At 42.4% G+C, this 21,654-nt stretch carries 19 protein-coding genes and 1 riboswitch; of the genes, 3 read left to right on the top strand and 16 right to left on the bottom strand.

Annotated features, from left to right (window positions below):
• Positions 1-19: 19 nt before the first annotated feature.
• The 3 genes from ribE to NQ560_RS04275 form a co-directional block, all read right to left on the bottom strand.
• The gene (ribE, locus tag NQ560_RS04285; protein ID WP_005330649.1) at positions 20-685 is read right to left on the bottom strand and encodes a riboflavin synthase; all 666 of its coding nucleotides are present in this window, start codon (positions 683-685) and stop codon (positions 20-22) included.
• Entirely contained in the window at positions 667-1,794 is a 1,128-nt protein-coding gene (gene ribD / locus NQ560_RS04280) for a bifunctional diaminohydroxyphosphoribosylaminopyrimidine deaminase/5-amino-6-(5-phosphoribosylamino)uracil reductase RibD (RefSeq protein WP_040015246.1), read from the bottom strand. Before ribD ends, ribE begins: the two co-directional genes overlap by 19 nt.
• 180 nt (positions 1,795-1,974) lie before the next feature.
• A riboswitch (FMN riboswitch) is annotated at positions 1,975-2,089 on the bottom strand.
• Between the two features lie 91 nt (positions 2,090-2,180).
• On the bottom strand, positions 2,181-3,548 hold the full coding sequence (locus NQ560_RS04275; RefSeq protein ID WP_005330641.1) for an MATE family efflux transporter: 1,368 nt from the start codon (positions 3,546-3,548) through the stop codon (positions 2,181-2,183).
• 230 nt (positions 3,549-3,778) lie between these two features.
• Between NQ560_RS04275 and NQ560_RS04270 the strand changes: the two genes are divergently transcribed.
• Positions 3,779-4,258 (top strand): DUF5721 family protein, encoded by a 480-nt coding sequence (locus NQ560_RS04270; RefSeq protein ID WP_005330640.1) that lies wholly within the window; start codon positions 3,779-3,781, stop codon positions 4,256-4,258.
• An 80-nt stretch (positions 4,259-4,338) separates the two neighbouring features.
• Here the strand turns inward: NQ560_RS04270 and NQ560_RS04265 are convergent, their stop codons facing one another.
• Genes NQ560_RS04265 through NQ560_RS04255 form a run of 3 tightly spaced genes read right to left on the bottom strand, consistent with a single transcriptional unit; the run spans position 4,339 to position 8,641 of the window.
• A complete protein-coding gene (locus NQ560_RS04265; RefSeq protein WP_005330639.1) occupies positions 4,339-7,686 on the bottom strand; it encodes an FtsX-like permease family protein in 3,348 nt (1,115 codons plus the stop codon).
• A 15-nt stretch (positions 7,687-7,701) separates the two neighbouring features.
• Entirely contained in the window at positions 7,702-8,406 is a 705-nt protein-coding gene (locus NQ560_RS04260; RefSeq protein WP_005330638.1) for an ABC transporter ATP-binding protein, read from the bottom strand.
• Positions 8,399-8,641, bottom strand: coding sequence for a type II toxin-antitoxin system prevent-host-death family antitoxin (locus NQ560_RS04255; RefSeq protein ID WP_005330637.1), 243 nt, complete (start codon positions 8,639-8,641; stop codon positions 8,399-8,401). The genes NQ560_RS04260 and NQ560_RS04255 overlap by 8 nt, the downstream gene beginning before the upstream one ends.
• 184 nt (positions 8,642-8,825) lie before the next feature.
• Between NQ560_RS04255 and NQ560_RS04250 the strand changes: the two genes are divergently transcribed.
• Complete coding sequence (locus NQ560_RS04250) at positions 8,826-9,143, top strand: hypothetical protein (protein ID WP_005330636.1); 318 nt, start codon at positions 8,826-8,828, stop codon at positions 9,141-9,143.
• A 333-nt stretch (positions 9,144-9,476) separates the two neighbouring features.
• Here NQ560_RS04250 and NQ560_RS04245 read toward each other — a convergent pair whose 3' ends face one another.
• The 7 genes from NQ560_RS04245 to NQ560_RS04215 form a co-directional block, all read right to left on the bottom strand.
• Positions 9,477-10,892: an amidophosphoribosyltransferase gene (locus NQ560_RS04245; protein WP_005340942.1), complete on the bottom strand. Its 1,416-nt coding sequence runs from the start codon at positions 10,890-10,892 to the stop codon at positions 9,477-9,479.
• 84 nt (positions 10,893-10,976) lie between these two features.
• Entirely contained in the window at positions 10,977-12,410 is a 1,434-nt protein-coding gene (gene gatB, locus NQ560_RS04240) for an Asp-tRNA(Asn)/Glu-tRNA(Gln) amidotransferase subunit GatB (protein WP_005330633.1), read from the bottom strand.
• Positions 12,411-12,412: 2 nt separating this feature from the next.
• Positions 12,413-13,879 carry an Asp-tRNA(Asn)/Glu-tRNA(Gln) amidotransferase subunit GatA gene (gene gatA, locus NQ560_RS04235; protein WP_005330631.1) on the bottom strand — a complete coding sequence of 489 codons (1,467 nt, stop codon included), beginning with the start codon at positions 13,877-13,879 and terminating at the stop codon, positions 12,413-12,415.
• 13 nt (positions 13,880-13,892) lie between these two features.
• Positions 13,893-14,186, bottom strand: coding sequence for an Asp-tRNA(Asn)/Glu-tRNA(Gln) amidotransferase subunit GatC (gene gatC, locus NQ560_RS04230; protein ID WP_005330630.1), 294 nt, complete (start codon positions 14,184-14,186; stop codon positions 13,893-13,895).
• 49 nt (positions 14,187-14,235) lie between these two features.
• Positions 14,236-15,333, bottom strand: coding sequence for a hypothetical protein (locus NQ560_RS04225; protein ID WP_147567871.1), 1,098 nt, complete (start codon positions 15,331-15,333; stop codon positions 14,236-14,238).
• Positions 15,334-15,436: 103 nt separating this feature from the next.
• Complete coding sequence (aspS, locus tag NQ560_RS04220) at positions 15,437-16,768, bottom strand: aspartate--tRNA(Asn) ligase (protein ID WP_005330626.1); 1,332 nt, start codon at positions 16,766-16,768, stop codon at positions 15,437-15,439.
• A 505-nt stretch (positions 16,769-17,273) separates the two neighbouring features.
• Entirely contained in the window at positions 17,274-17,648 is a 375-nt protein-coding gene (locus NQ560_RS04215; protein ID WP_005330620.1) for a sporulation initiation factor Spo0A C-terminal domain-containing protein, read from the bottom strand.
• Between the two features lie 191 nt (positions 17,649-17,839).
• Between NQ560_RS04215 and NQ560_RS04210 the strand changes: the two genes are divergently transcribed.
• Positions 17,840-18,571 carry a helix-turn-helix domain-containing protein gene (locus NQ560_RS04210; protein ID WP_040015245.1) on the top strand — a complete coding sequence of 244 codons (732 nt, stop codon included), beginning with the start codon at positions 17,840-17,842 and terminating at the stop codon, positions 18,569-18,571.
• Positions 18,572-18,660: 89 nt separating this feature from the next.
• Here the strand turns inward: NQ560_RS04210 and NQ560_RS04205 are convergent, their stop codons facing one another.
• The 3 genes from NQ560_RS04205 to murI form a co-directional block, all read right to left on the bottom strand.
• A complete protein-coding gene (locus NQ560_RS04205; protein ID WP_005330599.1) occupies positions 18,661-19,947 on the bottom strand; it encodes a chloride channel protein in 1,287 nt (428 codons plus the stop codon).
• Positions 19,948-20,073: 126 nt separating this feature from the next.
• Complete coding sequence (locus NQ560_RS04200; protein WP_040015240.1) at positions 20,074-20,754, bottom strand: TIGR00266 family protein; 681 nt, start codon at positions 20,752-20,754, stop codon at positions 20,074-20,076.
• Positions 20,755-20,781: 27 nt separating this feature from the next.
• The gene (gene murI, locus NQ560_RS04195; protein WP_005330595.1) at positions 20,782-21,600 is read right to left on the bottom strand and encodes a glutamate racemase; all 819 of its coding nucleotides are present in this window, start codon (positions 21,598-21,600) and stop codon (positions 20,782-20,784) included.
• Between the last annotated feature and the right edge of the window lie 54 nt (positions 21,601-21,654).

The raw sequence follows: 21,654 nt of genomic DNA, 5'->3' as shown, positions 1-21,654 counted from the left end.
TTTTTCTGTTGCTGTATATTTAAAATCCAAATTCTTCCAGAAACTCCATTGTAATTCCTGTCTTTTTCTCATGTTCCAATTTGGACTCTTCTTTTTTTCCAATCCCCATTAATTTTTCTACATATTTTCCGATTATGTCATTTTCCAGATTCACAAGATCTCCGGATGCTTTTTTCAGAAGTATCGTCTCTTCCCCTGTATGTGGAATGACTGATACCTGAAACCCTTCATCATCTACCTTCGCAACCGTCAGGCTGATTCCATCGATGCAGACAGACCCCTTTTCCACGATCAGATCTAATATCCGCTGTGAAGTTTTAATGGATACCCAGACTGCATTTTCCTCTTGGATCATTGACCTGATAACTCCTGTTCCGTCAATATGACCGCTCACAATATGGCCTCCGAATCTTCCATCCGCTGCCATTGCCCGTTCAAGATTTACATAACTTCCAATCTTACAATTTCCAAGACTGCTCCTTCTGATCGTCTCTGCCATGACATCTGCCGTAAATCCGTCAGGCTGCAGGGAAGTGACTGTCAGACATACTCCATTTACCGCAATACTGTCTCCGATTTTCGTACCTTCCAGTACTTTTGCTGCCTTCACCGCCAATACCCCTGAATTCCCATTCAACTGAATATAACGGACTTTTCCCACTTCTTCTACAATTCCTGTAAACATAATTCCTCCTGTTCTTTTCTTAAGACCTGACAGGTAATTTTTAGGTCTTCTCCAATCTGGCAGATATCTTTGAACTTTAGTACCGCTGCCTGAGACGGAAGCTCTATCCCAATTCCATCCACCGGAGTCCGGCTTCCTGCTCCGCCAAAGATTTTTGGTGCAATAAATGCCTGCACCTCCTGGACAACTCCGGCCCGTAATGCACTGTCATTTAAAGTTCCTCCACCTTCCAGTAAAATGCTGTCGATATTTTCTTTTCCCAGATACTCCATCAAATGCTTCAGATTAACATGTTTTTTCATATCCGGACAAAATACGATTTCCACTCCCATTGTCTGCAAAATTTCTTTTTTCTTCTCTACATTCTCCAGATCTGCATAGGCTACAATCGTCCGGTACTCCCTCGCACTTTTTACAATCTGGCTGTCCAGTGGAATTCTTAACTTACTGTCACAGATAATCCTGACCGGACTTTTAAGCCCTTCTACCCGGACATTCAGCATTGGATCATCAGCAAGTACCGTTCCTATCCCGACCATGATTCCCATATACCGATGACGCATATACTGTACTTCTCTGCGTGCGGCTTCTTGGGTGATCCATTTTGAAGCTCCTGTCTTTGTTGCAATTTTTCCATCCAACGTCATTGCATACTTCATAACTACATACGGTGTTTTGGTCGTTATATAATGAAAAAATATTGGATTTAATTCATCACATTTGTCTCTCATAAAATCTTCCACAACCGCTACACCGGCATCTCTTAATATCTTCGCTCCCTTTCCTGCCACTTTCGGATTTGGGTCTCTGGATCCAATCACTACTTTTTTTATCTTCTGCTCTAAAATTGCTTCCGTACACGGCGGCGTCTTTCCATAATGACAACATGGTTCCAATGTAACGTACAGCGTTGCCCCTTCGGCTGATTCAGTGAGAGAAGCAATTGCATTTCGTTCCGCATGCAACTCTCCGCATCTGGCATGATAGCCTTCGCCGATAATACGTCCATCCTTTACGATGACCGCTCCGACCATCGGATTAGGATTCGTCCATCCTTCTCCTTTTTTTGCAAGTTCTATTGCACGTTTCATATAATCCTGGTCTGTCACATACATTCCTTCTTTCTTTTTATCTTAGAACAAAACCCCTGCAGATGATCTACAGGGGTTTTGTTCACTGGTACTTTAATCACAACTTCATGACTAATTATCTGCGAAAGTAAATAAGCTCTGAAATGGTCTACCATCTCAGAGCCTCGATACCGCATTCATAACTAAAACTATATGTACCGTCTTCTTCTCTCATCCAGACTATACTGTCGGCTTCGGAATCTCACCGAATCATGCCTCTCGGCTCGCGGGCTTTACCGCCGGTAGGGAATCTCACCCTGCCCTGAAGATTTCTATCTTTTTTTGTATAATAATACTTTATTGCTTATTTGTAAAGAATTTTTTGACTTTTGAGAATTATTTCGCAAAAATCCATAAATTTCGTTTTATTTTTCACTGCATATTTTGTTAAAACACTTTTTCTTCTTCCAGAAATAATACGGTATTACGAATAGAAGTGTTCCTCCCCATGCAATAGGATAACTGATCAGCAAAATCTCCACCTTATGATAAATCGGAGTCAGAATCATAACCCACGGGAGTCGTATTAAAAACAATCCTCCAAATGTAAATATCGTAGGCCACAGTACATCTCCGACTCCGCGAAGTCCACCGTCCAGGTTTTCAAGCAGAATGCTGAGCAGATAACTCGGCACCAGAAACCGGAGCATATACACACCTATGTCGATCACCTTCGGATCCGTTGTGAACATGTGATACATTGGCTCACAAAATGCATACAATGTAAAGATGATCATACCTGTAAATACATAAGAAATACCAATGTTTACCCGGATACTCTTATATACCCGGTCCCACTTACCTGCGCCATAATTCTGTCCGACAAATGTTGTGACCGCAGCTCCCAGTGCACTGGATACTGTCCAGAAAATCAAATCTAATTTTCCATAAGCCGCCCATCCTGCTGCAGTATCCGTTCCAAAGCTATTGATTGATGCCTGAATGACTACATTGGTCACTCCATAAGCGCATGCCTGCAGAGCTCCCGGTATACCGATTTTCAACTCTCTTTTTAGAACACATGCTTCCATGCGAAGTTCTCTGAATTGTAGTTTCATAGAATCATAGTCTTTTGTCAAAGACCAGGTCACAAGAAATGCGCTGACACACTGGGAAAATACGGTTGCCAGTGCTGCTCCTGCAATTCCCATTTTTAATATAACTACCATGAATATATCCAGACCTATATTCAGTACACAACAGACCACCAGATAAAGAAGCGGTCTTTTGGAATCTCCGACTGCTCTCATGATTGCCGCTCCCATATTATAGACCAGCGTAAATAAGATTCCCATAAAATAAATGCGTAAATATGTAGTTGATGATGCCATCATATCCTGTGGAGTGTTCATGATCTTAAGCAGCCATGGTGTCAGCACTGCTCCCACTACAGATATTACGAGGCTGACCACAATGGAAAATAAATATGCAGTATGAAGTCCTGTATGCAGTCTTCCTTTGTCTTTCGCTCCGTAATACTGCGCAATGACAACTGCCGCTCCATTTGCCAGTCCATTAAAAAATGTAACAACAATCGTTGATAAAACAGCCGCCGGACCGCCTACGCTGGCTAATGCCGCTTTCCCCACAAAACGTCCGACGATAATCGTATCCACGGTTGTATATAATTGTTGGATTAAAGTTCCCAGCATGATCGGGAAGAAAAATATCAGAAGCTGCTTCCAGATAATCCCCTCCGTGATCGTATTTTCTTCTATTGTCTTTTTCCCCAAGTTTTTTCCTCTCTTACCTCATTGTTTCTGTATATCTTTTGCAAATCTGCGCTTATTTTCAGCCAGCACATATCCGCAAACGGCATTATGCCTTCCCCAAGTCTATGTCATATAGAAATATATTATACTCGATTTAAAATTTATTGAAAGGCTTTTTTAAAAATTAGAATTATAATGCTACAAAAATTATGCTATAATATCTCTAATAATTATCCAGAGAGGTTTTCACTATGATCGTTCTTAATCTGAAAGCAAAGGTCTGTATGTCCCACCTGCTTTTAAAACCAACATTTGATACTTTTTCCCTGATTGAGGGAGAAGTAACTACTTTTAACCGTTTCCAGGTAGATGGTAGAATCCATAAAGACTTTTTTGATGAAGCTTTTGAAAAGGAGTATTCCACCTGGGGAGAAGTGCGCGATTTTTTCTTCCAGGTAATCCGTGGAAAGAAAACTCCGTTAAATTTCAAATTCATATTATCTCTAGCAAAAGATCAGTTCGAATCCTTTCTCACTGAGCATGATCTGACCTACCGCCCTGCGGAAATCCAGGGACTGTATCTTAATTTCCGCTATGACGGACTGGCACTTCAATGCATCACCGGGACTTCCATGAATACATTTACCATGGATAAAAGCGTAGAAAAAGCCTGGGACGAATATGTCCAGAAATTCTTTGCCAGTCAGGAGCTTGATTTTGATATGGAATAGTTTTGATATATGATTATAAAAACTCCTTCCACAGTTTATCCATGGAAGGAGTTTTTCTTACATCTTGGCTTCAATTCCATTTATTCAATACTCTTGAGTGATTCTACCATATCAATCTTCTTCAATTTAAAATACATAATTCCATTTACGATCAATGAAAACAGAATTGTAAATAGCAGACTGTACATGTAACTTGAAAAGTTAATATTTCTTCCGAACATGGCTGTGTCTACTTCCACCGTATCAATGATAAAGGCATGCAGGAATTTTCCAAGCACCACTCCTACCGCCGCTCCGATGAATGTCAAAAGTACATTTTCACGATATACGTGTTCTGCCACTTCCAGATCATAAAATCCTAGTACTTTCAAGGTCGCCAGTTCCCTCTGCCGCTCCGTGATATTAACAGTATTAAGGTTATATAGTACGACAAATGCAAGCATTCCTGCAGAAATGATCAGTACTACAATAACCAGATTCAGACTTTTTAGCATATCGTCCAACTGTTTTTCAATATCACGCATATAGCTGACGCTAAGCGCTCCGTCCTGAGTCAGAATGTCTTCACCAATCTTGTTATAGTCTTCCTGCGTATCTCCTTTTTGTCCTGCAAAGAAAATACTGTTATATTCCGAATTCTCACCATACACTTTTTCATAATAAGAAGGAGTGAAGAAAATATAGTGTCCCATATAGTTCTCGCAAATATGGGCAATTTTTACTTTCTTGTTACCATTCTCTTCGTCTTTAATTTCAATGGTATCCCCTGCTTTTGCATTCAAAAGCTTTCCGGTTTTCTCAGAAATAATGACACCTTCATCATCAAGCGTATATTCCTCTTTTGATTTCCGGTCGTGGAAATCAAAATAATCTTTTACGTCTTTCGGTTCCGAAAATACGACCTGATAAGTATCACGTTTATTCTTTCCATTGACAAGTGTTACATTCTTCATGCTGGTCTGCATATAATGACTGATGTCCGAATCGTCCTTCATATAATCCAGGAGATTCTGTCTTGTCTCATCTGAAATGTCTTCTTTCAGGTAGACACTTCCATCATACATCTGAATATCCCGGAACTGCAGTTCTGCAATTTCATAACAGGAATCTTTGATTCCATATCCAACCAGCATCAATCCCATACAACCGCCAATTCCAAAAACTGTCATAAAGAATCGTTTCTTATATCTGGTTAAGTTACGGATACAAGACTTCCATGTGAAACTTAAATGTTTCCAAATAAATTTTATTCTTTCTAAGAAAACTCTTTGTCCATTTTTAGGTGCCGGTGGGCGCATCAGTACTGCCGGCTGTGCTACAAGTTCTTTGTAACACGCAAAAAATGTTGCTGCCATTGTACATACAATTGCTGCCGCCGCTGCCATCCAGGCATAGATCCATTGGTATGGGACCAGAATATGTGTAATATGCTGATATAATATTCCATATGCATAGACAATGATATATGGCAATATCTTTTCACCAATCAGCACGCCCAATACACTGCCGCCTGCTGTCGCGATCAACGCATATCCAAGATATTTCTTCGCGATGGACATCTTGCTATATCCAAGTGCTTTCATGGTTCCGATTGCTGTTCTTTGTTCTTCTACCATTCGCGTCATGCTGGTCAGACTAATCAGCGCCGCGACAAGAAAGAATAATACCGGGAAGACACGGCCAATTGCACCTAGACGCTCCGCGTTTTCTCCGTACCCGGAATACTCAGTCAAAGTATCACGGTCATAGACATACCAGGTTGGTTTTTCGATGTCCTGAATCTTTGCCTCTGCGTCCGCAATTTTCTGTTCGCCTTCTGCAATCTTCTGGGCAGCCTCCTCTTCACCATTGGCATACTCAATTTTTGCCTCTGCAACTTTCGCTTCATTTTCCGCGATTTCTGCCGCTCCCTCTTCCAGCTTCTTCTCCTGCTTTCGAATTTCAGCCCATCCGGACTGAATCTGGGATTTTCCACTTGCAAGCTGCTGCGGAACACCATTTAAAGAAGCCTTCGCAGCGTCAAGCTCTGACTTCGTCTGAGCCAGAGTTGCTGCAGTGTCATCAAGCTGCTTCTGGGCAGCATCCAGTTCGGCTTTACTCTCATCATATTTCTGCTGTTCAATGGAAATCTTCTGCTGCATGCCAGCTTCTTTTTCCTTAAGCTCGGTAAGCTGTCGTTCATATTGTTCTTTTTGCAACTTCTGCTCTTCTGTAAGCTGATCCTCAGGTATTTGGTCAAATGCTGACAATTCAGAATTTACTGTCTCGATCCCCTGCTGAATTTTCGTCAATGTCTGCTGGTCTGCCTGAATCATCTGCTGAAGCGCTGCAAGTCCTTCTCTTCCAGTCTGGATTTTCGCCTCAGCTTCCGGTTTCGCAGCCTCATATTGTGCAAGTCCGGCTTCATATTGCGCCTCACCTTCCTGAAGCTGTGCAAGTCCGGCATTATATTGATTCTGTGCCTGTTCCAGTTCGCTTTCTTTTTTGCTCAATGTATTCTTAGCACTGGCAATCTGCTTTTTACCACTGGTGATCTGTGCTTTTCCACTCGTCAACTGCTCCTCGGCGTCTGCTATCTTAGCCGCCGCATCCGCAAGTTCCGAAGCTGCATCCGCTCTGCCCTGCTCCAGTTCTTCTCTCGCCTCGTCAATCTTCTCTTGTGCTTCATTTACCAGCTCCTGCTTTCGAATTTCGGCTCGTTCGTCCGTAATATCTTCAATCTGATCCAGGACTTTCTCTACTTTCTTATCATATCCGTCCGTAAATGCTACTTCATTTTTTGCACCTTTGACCTGTACATATACTTCCGTGTATACGTCCATATCAAACGTCTCTTCCGGCACCATGACAAATGCACTGATAGTTCCGGTACCAATCGTTGCACTTCCGCGGCCATAAGAAATGTACATCGGACTGCTGCAAAGGCCGACAACTTTCAGCGTATCTGTCGTCAGAGTATCTGTAACCTCATCAGACGTTCCGGAACGCAATTTAATTGTATCTCCGACCTTATATCCTGCATCCTGGTCTGCCAGACATTCCCCTGCTTTTTGGGGCATCCGTCCGTCACTTAACTTCACCTGATTCATCTCATCCTGTAAAGATATCACATGCAGAACTTTTTGTTTCTTATCTACGACCTGCATGAAGTCCGCGCTGTACGCGCCCTCTGCATGTTCTACTCCGTCGATTTTCAAAATCGCGTCCACATCGTCCTGTGTCACGCCATATGTACTGAGCGCTTTAATATCCATAAGATTGCTTTCATCAAAATATGTATCTCCCGTCAGTCTCATATCCGGCTCCGATGCACGAATTCCTGAGAAAAATGCAACACCCAGTGCCACAATAAATAAAATAGACAGGAAACGCCCCGGACTCTTTCGGATCTCCATATAGAAATCTTTATGTGTTGGTTTCATTTTCATATGTAATGCCTTTCTTTACCACTCAATCGTCTCGACTGGAACTGGGTGTTCGTTCACTATCATCTCTGATACCATACCATTCTTTATCTTAATGACACGGTCCGCCATTGGAGCAATTGCAGAGTTGTGTGTAATCAGAATTACAGTCATCCCCTTTTCCCTGCAAGTATCCTGCAAAAGTTTCAAAATCGCCTTACCTGTATTGTAATCCAGCGCTCCTGTCGGCTCGTCACACAGCAAAAGCTTCGGATTCTTTGCAAGCGCTCTTGCAATGGAAACTCTCTGCTGTTCTCCACCAGATAACTGCGCCGGAAAATTATCCAGACGCTCACCAAGTCCTACATCTTCCATAACCTCCTGGGCATCCATAGGATTCTTACAGATCTGAAGAGCTAATTCTACATTTTCAAGTGCAGTCAGGTTCGGGATCAGATTATAAAACTGAAATACAAAACCAATGTCATCTCTTCTATATGCTGTCAATTGTCTCGGTGAATACTGTGCAATATCTTTTCCGTCTACGATCACACGCCCGGAGCTTGCCGTATCCATTCCTCCAAGAATATTCAATACTGTCGTCTTTCCGGCACCACTTGGCCCTACCACAACCGCAAATTCTCCCCTCTCAATCTGGAAATCAATACCGGCCGCGGCCATAATCTGCACCTCGCCCATCTGATATATTTTCTTCACATCCTCAAGGGATACAAAACTACTCATAATCTTCCTCCACTTCCTCCGTTGACACCCAATCCTCTTCCCTTACCGTTTTTTCACCTTTCCCTGATTCAGCCATCAATGCTAATTCTGCTTTCATTCTATCATAATCTTTCATATCCAAAATCACGTACTCACCTCTGCCATTTTTAGTCAAAAATACCGGAGCACCTTCACTTGTTTCTTTTAAAACTTCTGTATAATTTCTCAAATCAGAAATTGGTTTTATATTTGGCATTTTCACCGCTTCCTTTCAGTTCTTTTTCTTAGTATAACAATTCTTTTTCTTCTTTACAATTAAATTCACACGTTAATTTTACAGCAGTAAAAAATCATAATGCATTTCAGCTCCAAGTACTTTATACTATTATTAAGAACTACTAATGTCATTTTTCTATAAATTATAAAGATTGGAGTTTGCCATGGAATTACTTATGAACACTCAGAAAGAATGTCAGCAACTGGAAGTATACGGGGAATATTTGAAGAAAATACCAGAACTGCTGAAACAATTAGAAACTGTTGAGAAAATGTATCAGAAAGCTGTGTTAGAAGAAGCCATGCTGAAAGACAAGCCTCTTGATAATCACAGTGTCCAGTTCTATGCAGAACGCCTGCACAGAATCAAAGAACAATGCGAGATTCGCTCCGCAGACATCCGTCAGCAATGCACACTTATCCTCGAACTCAAAAGCCAGATAGAAGCCGAAAGTAGTGTATTGAAAGCGTTGCAACCTTAATAAGCAGCTTCGTGTCAGCATGTAAGTTTTATTGATTATATACTACCGGAAACTGCAGAACAGAAAATCCACCTGATTTTTCTGACTGAATGCATTATTTTTCCACTTCTTTCGGCGCATAACTTGTGAAAAGTTCCAGTTCGCCAATAACTATAAAAAATCCAGACTATTTTTTCGACTTCAGAGCGATGTAAATGAGACTGTAGGAAAAGTGAAAGTCTTTACTTGCACTTTTCCTGCTTTATCAGGCTCATTGGAATGCCCCGCTCTGCGGAGGATAAAATAGTCTGGATTTTTATTATGTTATATAATTTCAACTGAACTTTTCAAAAATTACTCCCGCCCATCGAAGCAATACGTACATACCTGACTTGGATCAATTCCAATAGACTCTAAAAGATCGTCCAGTCTATGGTATCTTAGTGACGTAAAGTTCTGGATTCTTCGAATTTCTTCGATCATATTTGCATAGCGGTCGGAGCATGGATCTGAATACTCTTTTAATACCTCTGCAGATACTTCTCCGCCTTCCTGCTCCTGAATGACTCTTCTCGTGATCAGATCCATCTCGGATTTCGATCTTGAGAAGTTCAGGTATTTACATCCATAAAGAAGCGGTGGACATGCCGGGCGGATATGCACTTCCTTCGCTCCGCTTCTATATAAAAACTCTGTTGTCTCACGAAGCTGTGTTCCACGGACGATCGAGTCATCGATCAAGAGTAATTTCTTGTCTTCAATCAGAGCCTGTACAGGGATCAGCTTCATTCTCGCGATCAGGTCACGCTGACTTTGGTTGGTCGGCATAAATGATCTCGGCCATGTCGGTGTGTATTTGATAAATGGTCTTGCATACGGAATTCCTGATTCGTTTGCATATCCGATTGCATGAGCAATACCTGAATCCGGCACACCTGCTACAATATCCGGATGCACACTATCTCCATCACGCTTTGCCAGCATACTTCCGCAACGGTAACGCATTTCCTCAACATTTACCCCTTCATACGCAGAAGTCGGATATCCATAGTATACCCACAGGAAAGAACAGATCTTCATCTTGCCAGTTCTTGCCGGGCGTATTTCTTCTACTCCCTCCGATGTCACATAGACGACCTCGCAAGGTCCCAGTTCCTTATAATCGGTATAGCCCAAGTTAATATAAGCATGACTTTCAAATGATAGACAGTAAGAATCATCCTTCTTACCTATCACAAGAGGTGTTCGCCCATACCTGTCCCTTGCACCATAGATTCCTTCTTTTGTCATGACAAGCATCGTCATAGAACCATCTACAACGTCCTGTACATATTTGATTCCTTCTACTATGGATTCTTTCTCACAGATTAGCGCCGCCACAAGCTCTGTCACATTGATCTGCCCGTTAGTCATTTCCTGAAAATGTGAATGATCCTTCTCAAACAGACCTTTTAACAGTTCCTCATAGTTATTAACTTTTCCGACTGTTGTGATTGCAAAGCTTCCAAGGTGTGACTGAATCAAAAGTGGCTGCGGATCATAATCGGAAATACAGCCAATTCCAAGATATCCTTTCATTTCTGACACATCATGATCAAACTTTGTACGGAATGGAGAATTCTCTATATTATGAATGGCACGGTAAAATCCATCCTCTCCATAAACTGCCATTCCTCCTCGTCTTGTGCCAAGATGTGAGTGATAGTCTACTCCGTAAAATAATTCCAGGACACAGTCCTGCTTTGATGCTACACCAAAAAATCCTCCCATGGCGACCTCCTTATATACTCTTTTGTTTTTATAACTATTTATTCCATGCAAAAAAGTAACCCGGCAAAAGCCAGGCCACTCTTTTTACTTTAACATCTCACGAAGCTTCTGGTTGACCAGTCCGGGATTTGCTTTCCCCTTCATTGCTTTCATCGTCTGACCTACCAGTGCTCCAAGTGCCTTCTCTTTTCCACCCTTATAGTCTACTACAGCCTGTGGATTATCTGCAATAACTTTTTCGAGAACTTCTATAAGTGCTCCTTCGTCATTGACCGTTTTAAGCCCGTGTTCTTCAACATACTTTTCTGGATCTACATTTTCCTCGAACACATGATCAAAAACTTCTTTCGCCACCGAGCTGTTGATTGTTCCTGCATCTGCAAGCTCGATTAGTTTCGCAAGGTTCTCCGGTGTAAATGTAATATCTTCTGATTCCATGTTATGTTCTTTTAAGAGCCGCATCGTCTCCACCATGAGCCAGTTGGAAACTTTCTTAGGTTTTCCACATAAAGCAGTTGTTTCTTCAAAGATATCCGCCATATGTTTAGATTCTGTGAGGATTTCTGCATCATATTGTGGAATATCGAACTCTTTCTTGTAACGCTTTAATTTTTCCTCACGGAATTCCGGCTGTCGTTTCTTAACCCGGTCAATCCATTCCTGGCTGATAACAATCGGGACAAGATCCGGTTCCGGGAAGTAACGGTAATCCTGTGCATCTTCTTTGGAACGCATTGCATGTGATGATTCTTTGTTGTCATCCCAGCGTCTCGTCTCCTGAACAACTTTCTTTCCGGCTTCCAGAAGCTCAATCTGACGCTCCCGTTCTCCTTCGATGGCTCTTGCAATTGCCTTAAAGGAGTTCAGGTTCTTCATCTCCGTTCTTGTTCCGAATTCACTGGTTCCCATTTCACGAACGGACAGGTTCACGTCCGCTCTCATAGAGCCCTCCTGCAATTTGCAGTCAGAAGCACCAAGATATTGAATAGTTGTACGAAGTTTTTCCAGATATGCAATAACTTCCTCAGAAGAGCGCATATCCGGCTCCGATACAATCTCCACAAGCGGTACACCGCTTCGGTTGTAATCTACCAGTGATGTATCGTCCCACTCGTCATGGATCAGCTTACCGGCATCTTCCTCCATATGCATTTCATGGATCCGTATTTTTTTCTTCGTATCGCCAACTTCGATCTCTACATAACCATTTCTTGCGATTGGTAAATATAACTGGGAAATCTGATAGTTCTGTGGGTTATCCGGATAGAAGTAATTCTTACGGTCGAATTTGCATACTCTTGTAATATCACAATGTGTCGCAAGTCCGATTCCCATTGCATACTCTACTACCTGTCTGTTCAGTACCGGAAGGGAACCTGGCATACCAGTACATACCGGACATGTGTGGGTATTTGGCGCACCTCCGAACTGAGTGCTGCAACCACAGAAAATCTTTGTCTTTGTCGCAAGTTCTACGTGAACCTCAAGTCCAATGACTGTCTCATACTGCTTTGCCATAACTATCTTCCCTCCTTCACAAACTGTGGTGCTTCATAAGTTCTTGTCTGTTCAAATGTGTAGGCTGCCTGGATAATTTTTTTCTCCTGGAAGCAGTCTCCGATAAGCTGCATGCCGACCGGAAGACCTTTGGAATCTTTTCCTACCGGAATACTGATTCCAGGAAGTCCTGCCAGGTTCACGGAGATTGTGTAAATGTCACTCAAATACATTTTCATCGGATCACTTAAGCTCTTTCCAAGCTCTGGTGCCGTTGTCGGAGCCGCCGGAGCCACGATCATATCATATTTTGCAAATGCTTTGTCAAATGCCTGTTTAATCAGTGCCTTTGTACGAAGTGCTTTCAGATAGTAAGCATCATAATATCCAGAGCTTAATACAAAAGATCCAAGCATGATCCTGCGCTTTACTTCTGCTCCGAATCCTTCGGAACGTGTCTTTTTGTACATGTTGTGAAGTCCTTCGTATTCTTCTGTGCGGTAACCATATTTTACGCCATCAAAACGTGCCAGGTTGGAACTTGCCTCAGCATCTGCAATAATGTAGTATGCCGGAATCGCATATTTCACAAGACTTAAGTCAAATTCTTCTACAACTGCGCCTTTTTCTTCCAGAATCTTCACTGCATTTAAAATCTGCTCTTTTACGTCTGCGCTTAATCCATCCCCAAAGTAATCTCTCGGAATACCAATCTTCATACCTTTCACGTCGTCTGTCAATGCCGAAGTAAAGTCATATTCCCGCTCCACGGAAGTACTGTCTTTTACATCATGAGAAGCGATTGTCTCAAGGATAGTCGCACAATCTGTCACATCTTTCGCAATTGGTCCGATCTGATCCAGCGAAGAACCGTAAGCAATCAGTCCGTACCTGGATACCGTTCCATAAGTCGGTTTAATCCCCGTTACACCACAAAATGAACTCGGCTGACGGATAGATCCACCTGTATCAGAACCAAGTGCATAAGCGCACTCACCTGCTGCCACTGCTGCGCAGGAGCCACCTGAAGAACCGCCTGGCACATGTCCCAGATTCCATGGATTTCTTGTCACTCCATAATAAGAAGTCTCGGTTGTACTTCCCATGGCGAATTCATCCATATTAGTCTTTCCGATTATGACTGCACCGGCTTTTTCCAAGTTCAAAACTGCCTCTGAAGTAAAGGTTGGAACAAAATTTTCCAGAATTTTGGAACTGCAAGTTGTTCTCGTCCCTTTCGTGCACATATTATCCTTGATTGCCACCGGAACACCTGCAAGAGGACTCAGAAGTGTTCCGTCATCGATCATCTTCTGAACTTCTTCGGCACGCTTTAATGCACCCTCTTTATCAATGGTCACATAGCTGTGCACATCATTCTCTACCTTTTCAATCTGATCTAGATATGCCTGCGTGGCTTCCGTAACTGAAATTTCTTTTGCTTTTATTTTCTTTCCGAGTTCCACTGCTGTCAGACTCATAATATCCATAACTCGTCTCCTCCTATCCGATTGTCTTCGGCACCTTGAAGCTCTGATCCTTCATAAGTGGTGCATTCGCCAATGTATCACTGCTGCCATCACCATTTGTCACAACGTCTTCGCGAAATACATTATTCACCGGAAATACATGAGACATCGGTTCAATTCCATCCGTGTCGAGTTCATTTAATACATCAATGTAGTCCAACATTTTTTCCATATCTGCCTTGGCTTCTTCTTTCTCTTTCTCTGAAAGTTCCAGCTTCGCCAGAATACCCACATACTCAATGGTCTCGTCTGAGATTTTGTTTGCCATTTTAAGCACCCTCCTGTCTGCCAGTTATCTTACATCTTAATTCTTATCTCTAATAATTGTAATATTCATAATAATCCGTCGTTGATATATGCTCGCTTGGAGTCAGTCGGAGTTCCATATTGTCATCTAATGTAATCTGCGCATTTTTCGGAAGAACAAGATTCTTATATTCCTTTCCGTCTGTGCAATTCTCGCCCAGATACAGATTTTTTGTCTCCATAGATTCACCATATTCTGTATAAATATCAACGTCCACACTGCCTTCTCCACTGACCAGTATGAGATCATACACCCCTGCCGGAAGGTCAGGACCTACGGTCAGGTCTTTTTTTACTACCAAAGGCTCTTGTCCTGCCAGTGGATTATTTTCATAAAGAATGTTTTCTGTCTGCGCATTATCTGAATAAAGTGTAATCGTTGTCTGTGAAGAAATGTGAACAATCGCTCCATTGTATAATCTTAAGTCATCCAGATAATCACCGTCTGTCCGCCCTGCATATTCATAAAGGTAAAATCCGCTGTCCCAGTCATCAACCTGGACCGTATCGTAATCATAAGATACATCCGCCTGATAATTTCCTTCCGGAATGTGCACACCGACCACATAGTCACCACTGGTCAGCTCAAAACTTACACTCTCACCATCTGCCGGAAGTTCTTTTGTCACATTTTCATACGGGTCACTTCTTGTATAGTCTTGTGTATTCTCCTGGTATCCGCTGATTACATCATCTAAAATATCACTGACCATCGGTTGGAAAATACCAAAAAATACATTGAAGATGACAATGACTGCTATAATCTTACTGATAATCCTTCCCGGCTTTTTCTTCTTACCGACTTTCTTACGCCCTGTACTTCCTGTATTTCCAGAGTAAGTAGTTGTACTCCCCTGCCAGGACTGATCCTGCTGCCTGTTGTTATCTTTTTGACTCCCCTGCCAGGACTGTCTCGATGTATTTGGCTTCGGCTGTTTCTCCGGCTTCTCATTCTTGCCATAATGCACATGAGTCAATGGTTCATGATCACATTCACTTTGGTTTATTCGATAATTTTTATCGGATTTGTTATTGTCTAATCCACACTCCGTACAGATTCCATTACTATTCAGTTTTCCTCCACATAAAGAACATCTCTTTCCAAACATAGCTTCTTCCATCCTCTCTGCTCATTTCGCTCCCGGGTGGTTAAGCAGGTACATTTCCACTTTTATGGGGGAGCATAGATGAGAAGAACTGTCTGGGAATTCTCTATGGCTCCAGTCTGCTTAAGTCTCTTGGGAATAATGTTGTTTCTCTTACATTATCCTCCCCAAGCAGCTGCATCGTCAAGCGTTCCAGTCCAATTCCCAGTCCTCCGTGTGGCGGCATGCCATGTTTAAATGTAGCTAGATACTGATCCATACCTTCTGTCGTCATGCCTCTTACTTCAATCTTCTTTAGAAGTGTCTGATAATCGTGGATTCTCTGACCTCCGGTCGTAATCTCAAGACCACGGAAGAGAAGATCAAAGCTCAGTGTATATTTCGGATCCTCCGGATCGTCCATCGCGTAAAATGGACGCTTCTTGGACGGATAGTGCGTAACAAATACAAAATCGCTGCCCCACTCTTCTTTTGCATATTTTCCGATCAGTACTTCTTCTTCCGGCTCCAGATCAAATGGGTTACGCATCTTGTGATTATATTTCTCAGCTACCAGCTCTTTGATCTCACTGAATTTTACTGCCGGAATCTGATCTACTTTCGGAAGTTCCACATTCAGAATCTTCAGTTCTCTGGCATAATCTTTTTTTAAAAGTTCCATGGCATACTGGAGAAATCCTGTCTCCATTCCCATAATATCCTCAAATCCATCAATATAGCCAATCTCGAAGTCCAGACTCGTATATTCGTTCAAATGTCTCTTCGTATTATGCTTCTCAGCACGGAACACCGGCGCCGTTTCAAATACCCGGTCAAACACACCGACCATCATCTGTTTGTAGAACTGAGGACTTTGCTGGAGCACTGCCGGGCGGTGGAAATATTCCAGCTTAAATAAGTTTGCACCACCTTCTGCACTTTTGGCTCCAATCTTCGGTGTATGAATTTCAGTAAATTCCTGACTATATAGAAAATCACGAAATGCTCTTGTCAGTCCTTCCTGAATCCGGAATTTTGCACGCTCCCTGATATTTCTAAGAGAAATGGAACGATAATTTAACTTTGCCTCCAGAGAAGTGTTTAATTTCCACTTGGAAATTGCAAGCGGCATCATCTCATCTTCCGGCTGACTTAAGATTTTAACTTTTTTCATGCGGATTTCAATGCCATTCGGCGCTTTTTCATTCTGCTCAAGCACCCCTTCGACTTCAAGCGTTGATGCTTCTTTGATTTCTTTCAGATCAAATGTGGCACTGCCTTCTTCGTATACACACTGGAGCAGGCCTTCTCTTTTTCTTAAGATTACAAATGCAACTGTCCCCATATCACGGATTGTATGCACTGCACCATTGACTTTTACTGCCTCGCTGGTCTTTGCATTTAAAAGTTCTGTAATCTCCAATGTATCTTTCTTCTTTACGCCTGTCTGGTATTCCATGACTGTTTCCCTCCTGTTAAATTTTGTTCCATTTTATTACTCTTTTAATATTTTTCTTTCAGAAAGTATCTTTCTTAATGCAAAAAGTCCCGGAATACATAATCGTATTCCGGGACGGATTATCTTAATATCCGCGGTACCACCCGCTTTTGAACTCGTCTTTGAATTCATCTCTCGCACATAACGCGTGCCAGCGTACTGCTCTACCTGCAATTGCTGTAAATTTAAACCTGAATTGCTTTCGCTCAGTCTGCTCCAGAGTGTTCCCTATTGTTCCTTTCCCTCAAATGACGCTCTCAGTCGGTGGCGTCATATTCCTGTCAAGTTATCACGAACAGAGTCTCTTTCTTTGCATTTTTTATACTGTCTCTAAAAAGATGCTCTTATGTTAGCACATGTTTTTTTTCTTTGCAAGACATTTTTTCAACTTTTTTATGTTCTTTTTTTGTTCTTTTCCTTTCTTTCAATCTTCTCTTAGACAATTCCTCTCAAAGCTGGCTGTGGATTACTGTTGAGTTTCAAGAATGCCTCGGCATTCTTGCTGCGAGGTGTGAGTCATCTTCCAGTTGATATAATACACAAGTGCATCAATAAACTGCGCGCTTCCAGGACATTTCTTCGCACCAAATCCCATAATCTCCACCATATATTCCCGGTTGTTCTGCCACCCCACTTCTACAACCTTCCGGATTGCCCGCTCTACTTTTCTTGGCGATTCGTCATAGATTTGTCCAATAACAGGATAAATATCAGCCATAATGCACAGCGGCTCTCTCATGTACTGATCCGCCAGTCTGACCGCCACTGGTAAATATGTATACCCTTTATATTTTGGCGTAATATTGCATTTCGATAAAACTTGTAATGTTGCATTCTCCATGTTACGTCCCCCCTGATTCTGTAGTTGATTTAAAAAAATGCACTTGATATAATACTTACATAAAGTATTATATCCAACTACTAAGCTAATTACTTAACCGAAATTTACGACTTTTTTTCAACATCATTTTATAAATGGTCAGTTTTTTGTCCATTATTCCAGCAAACAAAAAAGGGGAAATCGAGACAAATATGACGAAAAATGTATTATTGGACTGTTTTGTCCAGAATTTGGAAAAGGAACGTTTAAATCTTGGAATGACACAGGCAGAATTTGCATCCAAACTGGAAATTTCAGTGTCTACTTACAAAAATATCATTTCTCGGAGGACTGACAAAATTGATATCATGATCGCCATGCAAATCTACAAACTGACAGGGCATTTTCTTTATGAGTTATTTGGAAATGATAATCCGGAAATGGAATGTCTGAAAAAGTTTCGTCTGTTAAATAATCGCCAGAAGGCATACATCAGTGGCAAGATTGATTTCGAACTGGAAATGATGAGTCACGAGCAGGATTCAGAAAATATGCTGGATGTTCTTGTACTGACCGGCAACATGGAAGATGGTATGGTACTGGATTCTGCGAATGAAGAACGTATCTACTGTCCAGAATATATTAAGAAATATGGTGAACGCCTGCATTGTGGCATTCGCATTACTTCCAACCACCTTAATCCTGTGTATGTCAGAAATGATATCCTGGGAATTTCAAAGAAACCTCCGCGTGACGGTGACACCTGTATCCTGATCCACAAGCCGACCGGCCGCGCATTTATCCGCAAGATGCAACAGGGAAATCCTTGTCAGCTGCTCCCGATCAACGGTTATGGCGATATTATCACAGTTGACCCGAACAATCATACCGATATGGTACAATGGCTAAAATTCGGAGTCGTGATTGCAGTCCTGCGACGCTAACTAATTTCAATTGATTGTTTTTTTAGCAAAAGCGCCACACAGATTCAAGGCTTTCTTTCGTCACCTGTCTGTGTGGCATTTTTATTATTTTAAGAGGTCGTATTTCTATCTATGTATTTATTTTCCGTCTTGGAGTACACAATCTTCTGCGCTTTATAAAGGCTCTGATATCCAGACAGCAGATAGCTGACTGCTATTACGGTACAGAAATACGGCATTCCTGCAAATCCAAACAGCTCAAATGCAATCAGAAGGGAGCTGATCGGACTGTTTGTCACAGCACAGAACACGCCTACCATGCCACACGCTGCACAGATATCTACCGGCAAGCCAAATATCGGTGCCAGTGCGGAGCCGAATGTCGCCCCAATAAACAGTGACGGGACTATCTCACCGCCTTTAAAACCAGAACAAAGTGTGATACATGTAAATAGTATTTTCAGCAAAAAAACCCACAATTTCTGCGGTTCTGCAAAGCTCTGCGCAATCGTACCTCCACCAAGCCCCAGATAGGTATCTGTTCCCGTAATCTTCCACAAAAGAACGACTGTCACACCTCCAACAAACACACGAAGGTACGGATTCTGAAACCATTTTTTCAACTGCTTTTCAAAAATATGTAACATCACGCAAAACAGCGCTCCGGCAAATGCAAAACAGATTGCCAGAAGAATTGCTTTTCCCCACGCGATTCCATAAAAATTCGGAACTTCTTCTACGGGATACGGCGCAGTCAATGTCCGAACTCCCATAAAGATTGAAATCCGCTCTCCGATAAATGCGGAGAACACGCACGGAACGAGCGCTGCATAATACATAATCCCGACGCTGATAACCTCCATCGGGAACACTGCTGCTGCCATCGGCGTTCCAAATAGTGCTGCAAAAGCTGCGCTCATACCCGCCAGCGTCATAATACGTTTATCACTCTCATTCAAATGTATCTTACGTCCCAGCCAATTTCCGAGGCTTGCCCCAAACTGAAGTGCCGCACCTTCCCGGCCGGCAGAACCTCCAAACAAATGCGTCAAAGCTGTCGCAATCAAAATCAATGGTGCCACTCTTCCCGGCATCGTATTCTGATCTGACCGTACTACCATAAGCACCATATCTGTTCCGGCATTCTTCTCTTGCCCCGTAACATGATAAAGAAAAACAATCATGAGACCTGCAAAAGGCAGCAGATATACCATCCACATATGCCCCATACGAAAGTCCGTTGCCCACGTGATCAGATTCGCAAATGCACTGGCGATGACACCGATCACACCGCCAATCACAATCGATAATAGAATCCATTTCACCAGACTCCCTAACAATATTCTCCACGCATGAAACATATGCATGAGCTCCTTCTTCACCTTCTCCATTTCCATCTCACTTCCTCTATTCCTGTATTGTTAAAATTATAAACGCACGGATTCAAAACTTGGCTATATGCAAATTTGAATTGCACCTATAATAACCAGTTTTTTATCCGTGCGCCTTATAAATACCTCACCTTATGAGCCTGACGGAATATATGGTCTGAGTGCCCCGGCAACATTACTGATCGGCATTGTCTGAAGCCATACCCTTCCCGGTCCTGTAATCACGGTATTAAACAGCCCTTCGCCTCCAAAAAGCATATTCTTCACGCCCGGCACAGTCTGAATATCCATCTGACAACTGGCTGTCATTGCTGCAAGATGTCCCGTATCAATCACAATCTGCTGTCCCGGCTGCAGTTCATATTCCACTACATGTCCGTCAAATTCCGCAAATGCAACTCCCTGTCCGCTGACTTTCTGAAGAACAAATCCTTCTCCTCCAAATAATCCGGAAGCCACTTTCTTATGGAAATGTACAGACAACTGTACTCCCGCTTCACTTGCCAGAAATGCACTCTTCTGGAAGATCATTTCCTGCCCCGGTCTGATGTTAAATGCACGAATCGATCCTGGAAAGCAAGAAGCAAATGCGATCATTCCGTTGCCTCCCTGTGCAGTGTAAATATTCTGGAACATCTTCTCTCCTGAGAACATTCTTCCTACAGCTTTCCCAATCCCTCCATTGGTCGTTGTCTCCATCTTCATGTTCGGAGACATCCAGGACATACCGCCTCCTTCCGTAATCATCCGCTCACCCGCTTCAAGCTGGCAGATCACAACCGGAAGAGTATCTCCCTGAATCTGATACCTCATATTTGTCATCCTCCTTTATATGGGATTTTATATAAGTGCCATTCGGTCTAACTGACACATATATTTGTCAATACGTATCTGGTCTGCCGCTGAAATCTGCTTACCAGAAAAATAATATGTAACCCGATCAGTTTTTGAAAATTCCTCTGCATCATTAGCCCCATTCTTCACACTGATCGTATCACACTCTTTTTCCATTCTACGGATTAATTCCCGAAGTGCTCCTTCATTTCCATCTACAAATTCTATCTTATTCGGGAAAATCTCCTGATAGCTCTCTTTGAAATAATTAAAATGCGTACAGCCAAGGACAAATGCTTTATATTCCTCTAATGGATAATCCTTCAGCGCCTCCTTAAGATACGGCACAACCTGATCCTGATCAAATATTTCCTGCTCTGCAAATCTAACCAGCTTTGGGAGCGCAACCAGATCTACCATATCACGCTTATCCACCCGGTCCACCAAGTGATGAAGCTTGTCTCCTTGAATTGTGATTGGTGTTGCTGCCACCAGGATTCTTCCCGGTCTGTCAGCATATTCTTCTACTGCTTTTTTCACTGCCGGTTCCATGCCCACAATCGGCAGTGGAAACTGACTTCTGTATTCTTTTGTGGCCACACTCGTAGCTGTATTGCAGGCAATCACAATCGCATCTACCTGCTTCTTTATCATAAATGCTATAATTTCGTCAATATATCCCCGGACTTGCTCTCTTGTTTTTTCCCCATATGGGACGTGCTCCTCGTCCGCATAATAGAGAAAATCTGCTTCTGGTATCATGCGAAGTGCACGGTGCAGAACAGACAACCCACCCATGCCCGAGTCAAAAATACCTATTTTCATGATGTCACTCCTAGAACAATGAATGTGCCTTGGCACAATCAAGCTGTTCTTTCA

This window comes from Dorea formicigenerans (genome assembly GCF_025150245.1).
GTDB lineage: Bacteria > Bacillota > Clostridia > Lachnospirales > Lachnospiraceae > Dorea > Dorea formicigenerans.
This window is presented reverse-complemented; position numbering and strand designations above follow the sequence as displayed.

Bases quoted from the DNA above. Each gene is read 5' to 3' on its own strand.
- ribE (WP_005330649.1), bottom strand. From the start codon at position 685: ATGTTTACAGGAATTGTAGAAGAAGTGGGAAAAGTCCGTTATATTCAG.
- NQ560_RS04270 (WP_005330640.1), top strand. From the start codon at position 3,779: ATGATCGTTCTTAATCTGAAAGCAAAGGTCTGTATGTCCCACCTGCTT.
- NQ560_RS04265 (WP_005330639.1), bottom strand. From the start codon at position 7,686: ATGAAAATGAAACCAACACATAAAGATTTCTATATGGAGATCCGAAAG.
- NQ560_RS04260 (WP_005330638.1), bottom strand. From the start codon at position 8,406: ATGAGTAGTTTTGTATCCCTTGAGGATGTGAAGAAAATATATCAGATG.
- NQ560_RS04255 (WP_005330637.1), bottom strand. From the start codon at position 8,641: ATGCCAAATATAAAACCAATTTCTGATTTGAGAAATTATACAGAAGTT.
- NQ560_RS04250 (WP_005330636.1), top strand. From the start codon at position 8,826: ATGGAATTACTTATGAACACTCAGAAAGAATGTCAGCAACTGGAAGTA.
- NQ560_RS04245 (WP_005340942.1), bottom strand. From the start codon at position 10,892: ATGGGAGGATTTTTTGGTGTAGCATCAAAGCAGGACTGTGTCCTGGAA.
- gatB (WP_005330633.1), bottom strand. From the start codon at position 12,410: ATGGCAAAGCAGTATGAGACAGTCATTGGACTTGAGGTTCACGTAGAA.
- gatA (WP_005330631.1), bottom strand. From the start codon at position 13,879: ATGGATATTATGAGTCTGACAGCAGTGGAACTCGGAAAGAAAATAAAA.
- gatC (WP_005330630.1), bottom strand. From the start codon at position 14,186: ATGGCAAACAAAATCTCAGACGAGACCATTGAGTATGTGGGTATTCTG.
- NQ560_RS04225 (WP_147567871.1), bottom strand. From the start codon at position 15,333: ATGTTTGGAAAGAGATGTTCTTTATGTGGAGGAAAACTGAATAGTAAT.
- aspS (WP_005330626.1), bottom strand. From the start codon at position 16,768: ATGGAATACCAGACAGGCGTAAAGAAGAAAGATACATTGGAGATTACA.
- NQ560_RS04215 (WP_005330620.1), bottom strand. From the start codon at position 17,648: ATGGAGAATGCAACATTACAAGTTTTATCGAAATGCAATATTACGCCA.
- NQ560_RS04210 (WP_040015245.1), top strand. From the start codon at position 17,840: ATGACGAAAAATGTATTATTGGACTGTTTTGTCCAGAATTTGGAAAAG.
- NQ560_RS04205 (WP_005330599.1), bottom strand. From the start codon at position 19,947: ATGGAAATGGAGAAGGTGAAGAAGGAGCTCATGCATATGTTTCATGCG.
- NQ560_RS04200 (WP_040015240.1), bottom strand. From the start codon at position 20,754: ATGAGGTATCAGATTCAGGGAGATACTCTTCCGGTTGTGATCTGCCAG.
- murI (WP_005330595.1), bottom strand. From the start codon at position 21,600: ATGAAAATAGGTATTTTTGACTCGGGCATGGGTGGGTTGTCTGTTCTG.